The sequence below is a fragment of the Cytobacillus purgationiresistens genome, assembly GCF_030813235.1.
In the GTDB taxonomy this organism is placed as follows: domain Bacteria; phylum Bacillota; class Bacilli; order Bacillales; family Cytobacillaceae; genus Cytobacillus; species Cytobacillus purgationiresistens.
In genome coordinates, this window is sequence record NZ_JAUSUB010000001.1 from 38530 (window position 1) to 50920 (window position 12391).

Consider the following 12391-nt stretch of genomic DNA (forward strand, 5'->3'; position numbering starts at 1 on the left):
CATCTTTCTACTAAAGGTAGAAAGATGTCTTTTTTATATGATAAAACATTCATTATTTATAGATTAAATTGTGAGTAAAAACGTGAAAGTAGAGGGATGAGTGAATGGGATATAAGCTTGGAATTTTAGATCAAAGTCCGATTTTTACCGAAAAAACAGCAGCAGATGCATTACAGCATACTGTCAAATTGGCAAAAGATGCTGAGAAGTGGGGGTATAGCCGCTTCTGGGTATCTGAGCACCATCACATGGAGGGAGTCGCTGGCTCATCACCTGAAGCACTAATCGGTTATTTACTGGCAAAAACCCAATCAATACAGGTTGGTTCTGGAGGAGTCATGCTCAGACATTATAGTCCATATAAAGTGTTGGAGAATTTTCATGTGCTTTCCACACTTGCTCCTGGACGGGTCGATTTAGGTATTGGCAAAGCTCCAGGCGGCTTTCCATTGTCAACAAAAGCATTACAAGATGGTAAGTCGGATAATGGGGCAGATTTTGACCAACGCTTATCATTATTAAAAAAATTAAGTGATGAATCCTTAGAAACAACTCATCCTTTATTCGGTTTACGCGTAGTACCTGATCCGCCAGAAAGGCCAAAAATTTATTTGCTTGGAGGTAGCAGTGAAAGCGCAAAATTAGCAGCAGAGCTTAGAATTGGGTTTGTATTTGCCCATTTCTTAAACAACGATGAGAAAGCATTGGAAGAAGCCGCGCATCAGTATCGGAATACCTTCCCAACTGGCTATTTTATCGTCGCCATTTCTGCACTGGCAGCTCTACATCAAGGGGAGGCAGACCATATTGCCAAAAACCATCGAATTTTTACAATTCATTTTCAAGATGGACGTACTTTAAGAGTCACTTCAAGGGAACAAGTGTCAGCCTTTGAAAAACAAACAAGCGAAACCTTTCAAGTAACAGAAAAGGAAGCAAATATGCTTACTGGAACACCTGAAAAGGTTAGAGAAGAATTATCGAGACTCCATCAGTCTTATCAAATTAATGAATTTATCATTCATACGCCAATATTAAATGAAGAGGTGCGTTATCAATCTTATCAGCTACTGAGCCCGCTTCAAGTAAATACTAGAGAAAGCAGTGGTGAATATGTCGAAGAAAAAAATACGATTTGGACTCATGCTCAACGGTCCAGGTACACATATGAATGCATGGAGAGATGAAACGGTCCCGCAGGATGCTAGTGTAAACATTAAGTTCTATCAGGAAAAGGCATTACAGGCAGAACAGGCTGGTTTTTCATTCCTATTTATAGCTGATGGGCTGTATATTAACGAAAAATCAATTCCCCATTTTTTAAACAGATTTGAACCGATGACGATTTTATCTGCGCTGGCGACGACTACTTCACAGATTGGTTTAGTTGGAACCTTATCGACATCGTATAGCGAGCCCTACACAGTAGCCAGGCAATTTGCTTCATTGGACATGATCAGTGGAGGAAGAGCTGGTTGGAATGTAGTTACTTCACCCTTAGAGGGTAGTGCCAGAAATTTTAATAAAGGGAGCCACCCTAATCATTTTCAGCGGTATGAAATCGCGGAAGAGCATCTTCAAGTAGTGACAGGGCTATGGAACTCATGGGAGGATGCTGCTTTTATAAGAAATCGGGAAACAGGAGAATTTTTCAAAAAGGATGGACTGCACCGTTTATATCATAAAGGGAGATATTTCTCTGTTGAGGGGCCACTAAATATAGGCCGTTCCAAGCAGGGGCAGCCTGTCATCTTTCAGGCGGGAGCTTCGGAAGCGGGAAAAGAATTTGCTGCTAGAGAAGCAGATGCTATTTTTACCAATGCAGATACACTAGCAAAGGCTAAATCCTTTGCAAATGAAATTAGAAATCGTGTTGAACAAAATGGCAGGAAAAAGACAGACGTATTGATTTTTCCTAGTCTGTCTCCAATTGTCGGGGCGACCCTGGAGGAAGCTGCAAAGCGGTATGAGCAGCTGCAAAGTTTAGTGACCATTGACGAAGCATTGAATTATCTAGGCAGATTCTTTGACCATTACGATTTCAGTATCCATCCGTTAGATGAACCATTTCCGGATATTGGAACTATCGGACAAAACAGCTTCCAGTCCACTACTGATCAGATTAGAAAAAGAGCAGCTATCGAAAATTCAACATTGCGCCAAGTCGCTCGGCAAGTAACTACACCCAAGGGCAGTTTCTTTGGGACATACGCACAAGTGGCGGATCAAATCATTGAATGGGTGGAAACAGGGGCAGCTGATGGGTTTATTCTAAGCACCCCTGTACTTGGCAGTCTTTATACTGATTTCTTACAACATGTCATCCCAATTTTGGAGGAAAGAGGCTATTACCAACAGTCTTATGAGAAGGGAACGTTAAGAGGAAATTTAGGTTTACCTTACAAAGAAAACCGATACAAACAACAAACTATAAAAAATGGAGGAAGTTAAACAATGTCTAATTCATTATCTATTATTGTGTGGTCAAAAGATGGTTGTCATTTTTGTGAAGAAGTAAAACAGTATTTGGATGAAAAGGAAATAGATTATCAAACCATAGATGTAACGCATCATGAAGATAGGCGCGATATTCTCGAGTTGAAATATGGGGTGAGACATGTGCCTGTAATAGAAGTAGGGAGTGGAAATCATTATCAGGGAATAACTGAACTGGGCACCAATCATATAGAGAAAGCATTAAACCAATTGGCATAAAGAGAAGGCAGCTAAGTTGGATTTATTCATTTCTAATTCTTACTAAATAGATGTGTTTACTTATAATTAGGAGGATTGTTATGCCTCAATTAATTAGTGAATCTATAAAAATCAGCAAACTGCAAGAGTCAGAAAAAGAAGTTGTGCGGCAGATTCTGGATGAAAGCTACTCGCAGTACAAATGTAAATTTCATCAAAAGCGCTGGCAAAAATATATTGAGGATATTTATCATTCTATCGATCATCCAACTGTCGACACGATTTTAGTAGCCAAACGCGGAGATGTCTTATTAGGAACAGTGCAATTGTATTCATCATCTGACTCTGCGTACGGTATGCCGGAATTGGAAATAAACGAGGCAATTATTAGATTCTTAGCTGTTGTACCAAGTGCAAGGAGCCAGGGGATTGCCTTTAAACTTTTAAAAGCTGTTCAATCAATCGTAGAAAATCAAAAAGGATCTCATATGTTTTTGCACACATCAGATGTAATGACTGATGCCATCCAGCTATATCACCGATTTGGTTTCGTTCGTGATAGAACGAAAGAATACTATAAAGAAAATGATCTGATTAAATGTTTTAGATATGATTTGAAAAATGAATGTAAGGAGCTGGAGAAATGAATGCGAAAAAACTGGGATTATTCATCGTTTCCTTATTGTTATTAATCATCGGTGCAGGCTGTGCAAACGAAGCAAATGGGGAAGGAGAAGTCACTTTAAAAGTTGGGGCATCTTCTGTACCACATGCAGAAATATTGGAGTTTATTGCTCCAGATCTGGAAAAGGAAGGAATTCAATTAGATATCGTACATTCCACTGATGGTATTCAAACTAATCAACAAACGGCAGACAAGGATCTGGATGCAAACTTTTTTCAGCATACGCCTTATTTAGAACAGGTGAATAAAGATAGCGGCTTGGATTTAGTTGTGGTCAAAGGAATACATATCGAACCGTTTGGTGTTTATTCCAAGGAGATAAATGCGATAGGGGAATTATCAGATGGTGCACAAATAGCTGTACCAAATAATCCGTCTAACTTTTCCAGGGCGCTTACCTTATTTGAAGAAAACGGAATCATTGAACTGAATCCATCAAAGGATGGGGACTATACGCTAGAGGACATTACAAAAAATGAGAAAAACTTAAAGTTTGTCCCTGTCGATCCACCATTATTAGTGCATTCTCTTAAAGATGTGGAAGCTTCAGCAATCAATACGAACTATGCATTAGAAGCAGATCTTAGCCCATTGGAGGATTCCTTAATTATTGAGGATACAGATTCTCCATATGTCAATGTTTTAGTATCACGTAAGGATAATCAAGACAGTGAAGCCATTCAGAAATTGGCCGAAATTTTGACTTCAGATAAAGTCAGGAATTTTATTGAAGATACTTACAAAGGTGCTGTTGTACCAGCTTTCTAGCCATCTTTAGTTCCAAGTTGAGGAGGAGCAGAATTGATTGAATTTCGCAATGTGTCAAAGGTGTTTAAAACAGGAGACAAACAGATAGATGCTCTGAAGGATATTGATATAACAGTGGAAAAGGGAGATATTTTTGGCGTTATAGGTTTCAGCGGAGCCGGTAAAAGCACCTTGATTCGAACGGTGAATTTATTAGAAAAGCCATCATCTGGTGAGGTTCTAATTGAGGGAAAGAATTATACAACCATACCAGAAAAGAAGTTAAGAGAAGCCAAAAGAAATATAGGTATGATATTCCAGCATTTCAATCTGTTAAATTCTAAAACAGTTTATGATAATGTCGCAATGCCCTTGATTTTAGCAAAAATGAAAAAATCCGACATTCACACAAGGGTGAAAGAAATTCTGCAATTTGTAGGATTATCAGATAAAGCAGACAACTATCCTAATGAACTTTCAGGCGGTCAGAAACAGAGAGTGGGTATCGCTCGTGCACTTGCCCCTAATCCATCTATTCTATTGTGTGATGAAGCGACTTCAGCATTGGATCCACAAACAACAAAATCAATTCTAGAACTCTTGAAACGAGTTAACCAAGAATACAAGATTACCATTCTTATTATCACTCATGAGATGGAAGTGATTAAACAGGTATGTAATAGGGTTGCGGTAATGGAGGATGGGCAGTTGATTGAATCGGGGAGCGTTTTTGATATATTTGCTCATCCTCGGACCGTGACGACCCGTAATTTCGTTAGATCGGTTGTACGGGATGAAGTGCCTGAGAGTGTAATAAATTTGATTAACTTGGATCGGGAATCCAGTCGTATTTATAAAGTTGAGTTCTTTGGTACGGATTCTGGCCAGCCTGTCGTATCCAAGACCGCCAAACGATTTAATGTAGAAATCAACGTTTTATTTGGCAATATAACAGAGTTACAAGGGATTCCATTTGGGAATTTAATTATCCAGGTGATTGGAGCTCACAGGGAAGTAGAAGATGCGATTCAATATATTATTGAACAAAATGTAGAGGTAAAGGAGGTAGAAGCAGATGGAAGTCAGCATCGAGTTAATGATCAGAGCTTTGTGGGAAACATTGTACATGGTTAGTATATCTTTGTTTTTCGGAGGGGTATTAGGTATTTTCCTTGGGATTCTTCTTGTGGTCACAAGAAAGGGGCATATTCTGGAAAATAAGGTTATATTCTCAATTGTTAATCCGATCGTCAATATTTTCCGATCGATTCCTTTTATTATTTTATTAGTGGCCATCATTCCTTTAACAAGACTCATAGTCGGAACATCGATTGGAACGACGGCAGCAATCGTACCATTAGTATTGCATGTCGGTCCCTATTTTTCGAGACTAGTAGAGAATTCATTATTAGAGGTGGATGATGGCATTATTGAAGCAGCACAAGCAATGGGTGCAGGCCCATTCCAAATCATTTTTCGCTTCTTATTTCCAGAAGCGCTTGCTTCGTTAATATTGAGTGTAACCACAGCGACGATTGGATTAATTGGAGCCACAGCAATGGCAGGAGCAATTGGAGGCGGGGGACTTGGGGATGTAGCAATTACCTATGGCTATCAACGCTTCAGTACGATAACCATCTTTATTACGGTTGTTATACTTGTCGCGCTCGTTCAAGTTATCCAGAGTCTTGGAAATATATTCGAGCGGCGAATTAGAAGAGTATAAGCGCAGTTAACTAACTAGAGAGAGGTATAAAAAAATGAAGAAAATTACAATGGTTTTATCGTCTATCCTTACATTTGTATTCCTTATTTCCGGCTGTTCCAATGATTCTACAAATGCTATAGGTGAAGATGCTAATGTAAAGGTAGGAATAAGAAATTCTGAACTAAGAACATGGGAATACTTGAAGGGTGTCGCGGATAAAGAGGGAATAGAAATCGAGATTGTCAATTTCTCCTCAGCCTATGATCCTAATCAGGCCCTCATAGAAGGTGATATTGATATCAACGCTTTCCAACATGTCGCTTATTTAGATTCCTTTAATGCAAATGCGGATTCAGATATTGTGCCTATTGGCAGCACGATTATCGCCCCATTAGGTTTATATTCCAGTAAATACAAATCAGTTGAGGATATACCGACTGGCGCCCAAATTGCTGTACCAAATGATGCATCCAATTGGGGGAGATCACTGTTACTGTTACAAGATGCTGGATTTATAACGGTTGTGGATGATTTTGACGGTAATGGCGGCGAAGATAAAATCAAAGAAAACATAAAGGATATCGAAATTGTTCCTGTAGATAGTGCGAACGCACCTCGTGTTATGGAGGATACTGCAGGTTCAGTTATTAATAATGGTGTAGCACTTGAAGCAGGATTGACACTAAAAGACGCGCTTGTTCATGAAAGTAAGACTGCAAAACCTTATATAAATGTCATTGCGGCTCGGGGGTCAGATAAGGATAATAAGATATTCCAGCAAATTGTTGGAATTTATCAATCAGAAGCAACGGCAGAATTTATCGAAGAAACCTATAAAGGTAATTACCTGCCAACGTTTATTACTTTGGAAGAATTAAGTACGTATAAAGAGACATACTCGAATCAATAGGGAGAGAAGAACATGAGCAATAAGAGACAGATTAAATTGGCAGCCTATTTAATTGGAACAGGTATGCACGTATCTTCCTGGCGGCACCCGTCCGTTAACCCCAATGCAAGTATTGATGTTAAATCGTTACTATTACATGCCCAGCTTGCAGAAAAGGGTAAATTTGATTTAGCTTTTATAGCAGATAGTTTGGCGATTAATCATGAGTCACATCCTCAGATTCTCAATCGGTTTGATCCTATTGTTTTGATGACAGCTCTAGCTGCGGCAACTGAAAAGATTGGTATTGGAGCAACGGCATCAACAACTTACAGTGAACCTTATGTTCTTGCACGGCAATTTGCATCTGTAGATCATATTAGTAATGGTCGTGCTGGATGGAATGTGGTAACGACTGCGGACGCCACTGGTCAGACGGCCTTAAACTTCAGCAGAGAAAAGCATTGGGATCACGATCAACGCTATGAAAAGGCAGAGGAGTTCGTCGATGTAGTCCAAGGATTATGGGATTCATGGGAGGATGATGCGTTTGTCTACAACAAGGGATCCGGTCAATTTTTCGATCGATCAAAATTACATGAAATCAATTTTAAAGGAGATTATTTTAATGTAAAAGGTCCTTTGAATATTGCCAGATCCACACAGGGGCAGCCGGTCATTATTCAAGCTGGGGCTTCTGTCCCAGGGCAGCGCTTGGCAGCCCGAACAGCAGAGGTCGTATTTACACATTGGGATTCGCTGGAGGAATCAAAGAAGTTTTATCATACATTAAAATCACAGCTAAAGGACTTTAATAGAGAAGAAGATGAACTTCATATTCTTCATGGTATTTCTCCGATTATAGGAGCTACTGAGGAAGAAGCATTGGAAAAGTATCAGGAATTACAAGCTCTGATTGATCCATTTGAAAGCTTGAAGTTTGTTTCTGGCTATATGGGGAATGTTGACTTTTCCAAATATAGCTTGGACACACCAGCTAAAGATGTCGTCTTTCCAGCAGTGAACAGCATTCAAAGTCAATTCAATGAAATGAAGACAATCATTGATAAGGAGGATCTAACAGTTGGTGATCTATATGCCAGATTTTTTGGCGCAGCAAGACGTGATGGCTTTATAGGTACGCCCCATAAAGTAGCAAATGAAATGGAAAAGTGGTTTACGGAAAAAGCTGCAGACGGCTTTATGATCCAATTTCCCCTCTTACCAAGAGACTTAGAGGAATTTGTCAACCTCGTCATCCCTATCTTGCAAGAGAAAGGGCTATTCCGTCTGGATTATGAAGGGGAAACTTTAAGGGATCATCTAGGCTTAAAAAAGCCGGAGAACAGGCATTCAGTGAAAACATCTGTTTGAGCATCGAAAAGCTGGGTTTTACTATCCAAAAGTATTCCTCAGCTTTTTTATTATGAGGAAAAGTAGTAGTACTATTAATTGACTGAATTATAAATAAGTTATTTAATTATGATAGGAATGATCATTAAGAACGTTTTATTAAATTAGGGGGAAGAATTATGGAGATATTAGAACTGCCAGATGGGAAAAAAGTTCCAGTTCCAAACGTAGCAAAGCTAATAGGCTTTGTACCAATCGAGATCAAAGAAGGAGAAACCATCTTTAAGCTAGATACGAGAAAGGGTCATTATAACCCAATGGGCACAGTACATGGCGGCATTCTTTGCGATTTAGCTGATGCTGCGATGGGTGTAGCCTTTGCTACATTATTAAAAGAAAAAGAATCCTTCACAACACTGGAGCTAAAAATAAACTACTTAAAACCTGTATGGGAAACCACATTAAAAGCCCATGCAAAAGTGGTGAAAAAGGGGAACACAATTGGTTTAATCGATTGTTCAATCTACGATGTAAAAGGATCATTAGTAGCTAAATCAAGTTCATCATGTATGGTTTTGAGAGGTGAAAAAGCAGAAAATAGATAGAGGAGCATCCTTGATTAAAAAGACTCCCTTGAATCGGGACAACGCCGGAGAAGGGAGTTGAAAATAAATGCTGTCAGGTTAAATGATTAATAATAGGAATCCTTAATATAAACTGTTTACCTAACTTACGTATAAACTAAATACCTCATTCCAATTCCAATGCTCATAATAGTCAATCCCATCCACATCCAACCCTTCAATCCACTTTTGTTCGATAGGATCCTTTTCCATTCTATACACGTCACCTTTAAGACGATTCGTTCGTATCCATATTAAGCCGGAACGATCTTCGAAATAAGGAAAAAAATCACCTTTATGTAAAGGGGGAGAAGTGACCGTCAGCAGCTCATCACGATAAATGTTGGTAAGAAAAATACTGGGTAGGGGTCTTTTTGGAACAGAAACCCATTTGCTGGAAAAGGATTGGGAGATAAATAATTGAGTATTATTTAGCCAAAATAAATCTCTTATCGCCATATCTTCCTGTGTATAGTGATGTGTTTCATTCGCGTATACATGATGAATCGCCAAGCGTTTATTTATCGTTGCTATACGATTTGAACCTTGAATGAAGGCCAGATATAAAGAATGTGGTGCCCATTGAAACCATTCTTGATAATTAAGCATTTCTCCAATCTTTCTTAAGGACTTTCCCTCGTTATCAATCACACAGAGTATATTGCTGTCTGCAGATAATGAAGCTGTAGGTGTCAATTGGAAAGCAATCCATTGTTCATCAAAAGACCATTTGAATTGGCTTGTCCCATATAAATATTCATCCTTACCCACATGAATCGTGTAGAATAGTTTTTTTTGCATGTTCCCGTAATAATCAAAAAGTATCTTATTTAGTACGATATCGGAAAAAACTTTATTCTCATTCTTTTTGGACGATGTGAGAAGTCCAGAACCATCCAAAAGCCATGAGTAATTAATTGCATTTTTATGAATCAGCTGTGGTATAAGCCTTGTCACGGATATAATACTTAAAACATTGTTATTTTGATACGCTATAGTATTTTCAGCTGGTGACCATTGGAAGTTGCTATTGGATTTTTCAGTGATTTTAATATGTTTATGAGATTTTATATGGTATGCCCATAGTTGACCCTCATACATAGGATAATCGTTTGAATGGGGAATGCTTTTTAAATAGGCAATCCACTCCCCGTCAAAGGACCATTTCGGTGATCTAATTTGTTCATCCTTTGTTAATACTTGTTCTATATCATCAATCTTCAGCCATAACTGTTGATTGCGAATAAACGCAGCACTTAATGTTTGTTTTTCTGCAGAAATAACTGTACTATTCAACAATAAGGTAAGAATTAAGGTGATTATGCCAGCAAGTTTTTTATACAAGTATAGGCTCCTTTCTATACACGAATAGTATTATATAAAGATGCCGGTAAAATTCATGATGAGAAAATCTAACAAAATATAAGCAATACTATGTTATAATAGTTTTCAAATAAATATGAAATTCTATTTAAAGAGAGGATAAATCATTATGAAATTCTTTATTGATACAGCAAATCTGGATGATATTAAAAAAGCGCATAAAATCGGGGTCCTTTCCGGTGTGACAACCAACCCATCGCTAGTGGCTAAAGAAGGTATTAAATTCGAGGATCGAATCGAAGAAATTTTACAAGCGGTTCCAGATGTAGAATCTGTTTCTGCTGAAGTGACACCTGATGCGCTTACTGCAGAAGAAATGATTGCACAAGCAGATGAATTAATCAAAATCAATGGCGGAGATAAAAATATCACGATCAAATTACCAATGACTATTGATGGATTAGAGGCGACTCGTTACTTAGCAAAAAAAGGTGTAAAAACAAATGTAACGCTTATTTTCTCTGTGAATCAGGCATTATTAGCAGCAAGAGCTGGAGCAACCTATGTATCTCCTTTCCTTGGCAGACTGGACGATATTTCTGAAGACGGTGTACTCCTTGTTTCAAAAATTGCCGAGCTTTTCCGCATTCACAATCTTGATGCCCAAATCATCGCTGCATCAGTCAGACATCCGGATCATGTGACTCGAGTAGCAATGGCAGGAGCTCATATCGCAACGATTCCGTATAAAGTAATCGAACAATTAACAAAACATCCGCTTACAGATCAAGGTATTGAAAAATTCGCAGCTGATTGGAAAACAGTATAAATCGGAAAGGTATAAACGAAATCGTTTATACCTTTCTTTTTTTTGATTTGAGTTATTGCGAATCTCGTTTTGGTCAGTAACTGCGATTTTAGCTTGAAATGAAAAATCGCCGATAAAAATAGTATTTTAGTCGATAAATCGTAAAAAACGCTGATATATTAAAATGATCACCGATATATCAAGAAAAACGCTGATAAAATTAAAAATGTGAAACGAAAATTGGTTGTAACCTTCAAAATGAGCGAACCTCTCATGATGGGGATCGCTTTTTTTAGCTTGAAATGAAAAATCGCCGATAAAAATAGTATTTTAGTCGATAAATCGTAAAAAACGCTGATATATTAAAATGATCGCCGATATATCAAGAAAAACGCTGATAAAATTAAAAATGTGAAACGAAAATTGGTTATAACCTTCAAAATGAGCGAACCTCTCATGATGGGTATCGCTTTTTTTAGCTTGAAATGAAAAATCGCCGATAAAAATAGTATTTTAGTCGATAAATCGTAAAAAACGCTGATATATTGAAATGATCGCCGATATATCAAGAAAAACGCTGATAAAATTAAAAATGTGAAACGGAAATTGGTTGTAACCTTCAAAATGAGCGAACCTCTCATGATGGGGATCGCTTTTTTTTAGTTTGAAATGAATAAACGCCGATAAAAATAGTATTTTAGTCGATAAATTGTAAAAAACGCTGATATATTGAAATGATCGCCGATATATCAAGAAAAACGCTGATAAAATTAAAAATGTGAAACGAAAATTGGTTGTAACCTTCAAAATGAGCGAACCTCTCATGATGGGGATCGCTTTTTTAAGCTTGAAATGAAAAAACGCCGATAAAAATAGTATTTTAGTCGATAAATCGTAAAAAACGCTGATATATTAAAATGATCACCGATATATCAAGAAAAACGCCGATAAAATTACAAATGGAGAAAAGACTATTCAAACTGAGCGATATCCTCACCATGAATTGTTTACTTTACTGAAATTGATAAAAAAGGTATAAACAAAAATCGTTTATACCTTTTTTAAAATAATTGAAAGCGGTATGGCAGAAAAAGAAGATTTAAGGGTAGAGGTAATTAGAGCAACGGGTACGATTATATTTGCCCTAAATTGGCGAAGTTGCTTTTATTCGAGTGGGGACCAGTCATTGAAAAGTCCAGAACCTTTGCAACCAGGACAATGAAAGTGATCGGCATGAAATGCGTAGACGTTAGCAGGATAAATGATAAATCCTTTTCCAAAACAATCAGGACATTTATTTTCCTCCTTCATTTTTGAAAAATGTTCCTTATAACGTTTTTCACGCCATTCTGTAAACTTATTCAATAATCCCATATCATTTCCACCTCTTTCTTTTCCAATATGTTTACTAAAATGAATTTTTATACTTAGTTTATTATATTAGAAAGCTATTTTTTTGCTTATACTTTTTATATAAAGATATGAGGTGGTTTTATTTTGTGAATCTAAAATTTAGGTAAACGAATTAATTTCTTGGTATAATAATGAAAAAAGCTTAAAT

Annotated in this window: 13 protein-coding genes; 11 read left to right on the forward strand and 2 right to left on the reverse strand. The window is 37.5% G+C overall.

The genetic code is table 11. The features are described from left to right. Positions 1–104: 104 nt before the first annotated feature. From J2S17_RS00185 to J2S17_RS00230, 10 genes are all read left to right on the forward strand, one after another. A complete protein-coding gene (locus J2S17_RS00185) occupies positions 105–1187 on the forward strand; it encodes an LLM class flavin-dependent oxidoreductase (RefSeq protein ID WP_307470720.1) in 1083 nt (360 codons plus the stop codon). Continuing rightward, the gene (locus J2S17_RS00190; protein WP_307470724.1) at positions 1114–2451 is read left to right on the forward strand and encodes an LLM class flavin-dependent oxidoreductase; all 1338 of its coding nucleotides are present in this window, start codon (positions 1114–1116) and stop codon (positions 2449–2451) included. Before J2S17_RS00185 ends, J2S17_RS00190 begins: the two co-directional genes overlap by 74 nt. A gap of 3 nt (positions 2452–2454) precedes the next feature. Beyond that, positions 2455–2715 (forward strand): glutaredoxin family protein, encoded by a 261-nt coding sequence (locus tag J2S17_RS00195; protein ID WP_307470727.1) that lies wholly within the window; start codon positions 2455–2457, stop codon positions 2713–2715. An 80-nt stretch (positions 2716–2795) separates the two neighbouring features. Then, positions 2796–3341 carry a GNAT family N-acetyltransferase gene (locus tag J2S17_RS00200; protein WP_307470730.1) on the forward strand — a complete coding sequence of 182 codons (546 nt, stop codon included), beginning with the start codon at positions 2796–2798 and terminating at the stop codon, positions 3339–3341. Further along, positions 3338–4147, forward strand: a complete 810-nt coding sequence (locus J2S17_RS00205; RefSeq protein WP_307470732.1) for a MetQ/NlpA family ABC transporter substrate-binding protein — start codon at positions 3338–3340, stop codon at positions 4145–4147. The genes J2S17_RS00200 and J2S17_RS00205 overlap by 4 nt, the downstream gene beginning before the upstream one ends. A 33-nt stretch (positions 4148–4180) precedes the next feature. Next, positions 4181–5260 (forward strand): methionine ABC transporter ATP-binding protein, encoded by a 1080-nt coding sequence (locus J2S17_RS00210; RefSeq protein WP_307470734.1) that lies wholly within the window; start codon positions 4181–4183, stop codon positions 5258–5260. Continuing rightward, positions 5202–5852: a methionine ABC transporter permease gene (locus J2S17_RS00215; protein WP_307470737.1), complete on the forward strand. Its 651-nt coding sequence runs from the start codon at positions 5202–5204 to the stop codon at positions 5850–5852. The genes J2S17_RS00210 and J2S17_RS00215 overlap by 59 nt, the downstream gene beginning before the upstream one ends. Positions 5853–5886: 34 nt before the next feature. Further along, positions 5887–6744: a MetQ/NlpA family ABC transporter substrate-binding protein gene (locus J2S17_RS00220; protein ID WP_307470740.1), complete on the forward strand. Its 858-nt coding sequence runs from the start codon at positions 5887–5889 to the stop codon at positions 6742–6744. A 12-nt stretch (positions 6745–6756) separates the two neighbouring features. Beyond that, the gene (locus J2S17_RS00225) at positions 6757–8097 is read left to right on the forward strand and encodes an LLM class flavin-dependent oxidoreductase (protein ID WP_307470742.1); all 1341 of its coding nucleotides are present in this window, start codon (positions 6757–6759) and stop codon (positions 8095–8097) included. Between the two features lie 158 nt (positions 8098–8255). Continuing rightward, on the forward strand, positions 8256–8681 hold the full coding sequence (locus J2S17_RS00230; RefSeq protein WP_307470745.1) for a PaaI family thioesterase: 426 nt from the start codon (positions 8256–8258) through the stop codon (positions 8679–8681). A 120-nt stretch (positions 8682–8801) separates the two neighbouring features. Here J2S17_RS00230 and J2S17_RS00235 read toward each other — a convergent pair whose 3' ends face one another. Further along, the gene (locus J2S17_RS00235) at positions 8802–10043 is read right to left on the reverse strand and encodes a hypothetical protein (RefSeq protein WP_307470748.1); all 1242 of its coding nucleotides are present in this window, start codon (positions 10041–10043) and stop codon (positions 8802–8804) included. Positions 10044–10191: 148 nt separating this feature from the next. Between J2S17_RS00235 and fsa the strand changes: the two genes are divergently transcribed. Beyond that, positions 10192–10851 carry a fructose-6-phosphate aldolase gene (fsa, locus tag J2S17_RS00240; protein WP_307470751.1) on the forward strand — a complete coding sequence of 220 codons (660 nt, stop codon included), beginning with the start codon at positions 10192–10194 and terminating at the stop codon, positions 10849–10851. A 1143-nt stretch (positions 10852–11994) separates the two neighbouring features. Here the strand turns inward: fsa and J2S17_RS00245 are convergent. Continuing rightward, positions 11995–12204: a methionine aminopeptidase gene (locus J2S17_RS00245; RefSeq protein ID WP_307470753.1), complete on the reverse strand. Its 210-nt coding sequence runs from the start codon at positions 12202–12204 to the stop codon at positions 11995–11997. Between the last annotated feature and the right edge of the window lie 187 nt (positions 12205–12391).

Coding starts and splice junctions, on each gene's coding strand:
- J2S17_RS00185 (WP_307470720.1), top strand. CDS start 105: ATGGGATATAAGCTTGGAATTTTAGATCAAAGTCCGATTTTTACCGAA.
- J2S17_RS00190 (WP_307470724.1), top strand. CDS start 1,114: ATGTCGAAGAAAAAAATACGATTTGGACTCATGCTCAACGGTCCAGGT.
- J2S17_RS00195 (WP_307470727.1), top strand. CDS start 2,455: ATGTCTAATTCATTATCTATTATTGTGTGGTCAAAAGATGGTTGTCAT.
- J2S17_RS00200 (WP_307470730.1), top strand. CDS start 2,796: ATGCCTCAATTAATTAGTGAATCTATAAAAATCAGCAAACTGCAAGAG.
- J2S17_RS00205 (WP_307470732.1), top strand. CDS start 3,338: ATGAATGCGAAAAAACTGGGATTATTCATCGTTTCCTTATTGTTATTA.
- J2S17_RS00215 (WP_307470737.1), top strand. CDS start 5,202: ATGGAAGTCAGCATCGAGTTAATGATCAGAGCTTTGTGGGAAACATTG.
- J2S17_RS00220 (WP_307470740.1), top strand. CDS start 5,887: ATGAAGAAAATTACAATGGTTTTATCGTCTATCCTTACATTTGTATTC.
- J2S17_RS00225 (WP_307470742.1), top strand. CDS start 6,757: ATGAGCAATAAGAGACAGATTAAATTGGCAGCCTATTTAATTGGAACA.
- J2S17_RS00230 (WP_307470745.1), top strand. CDS start 8,256: ATGGAGATATTAGAACTGCCAGATGGGAAAAAAGTTCCAGTTCCAAAC.
- fsa (WP_307470751.1), top strand. CDS start 10,192: ATGAAATTCTTTATTGATACAGCAAATCTGGATGATATTAAAAAAGCG.
- J2S17_RS00245 (WP_307470753.1), bottom strand. CDS start 12,204: ATGGGATTATTGAATAAGTTTACAGAATGGCGTGAAAAACGTTATAAG.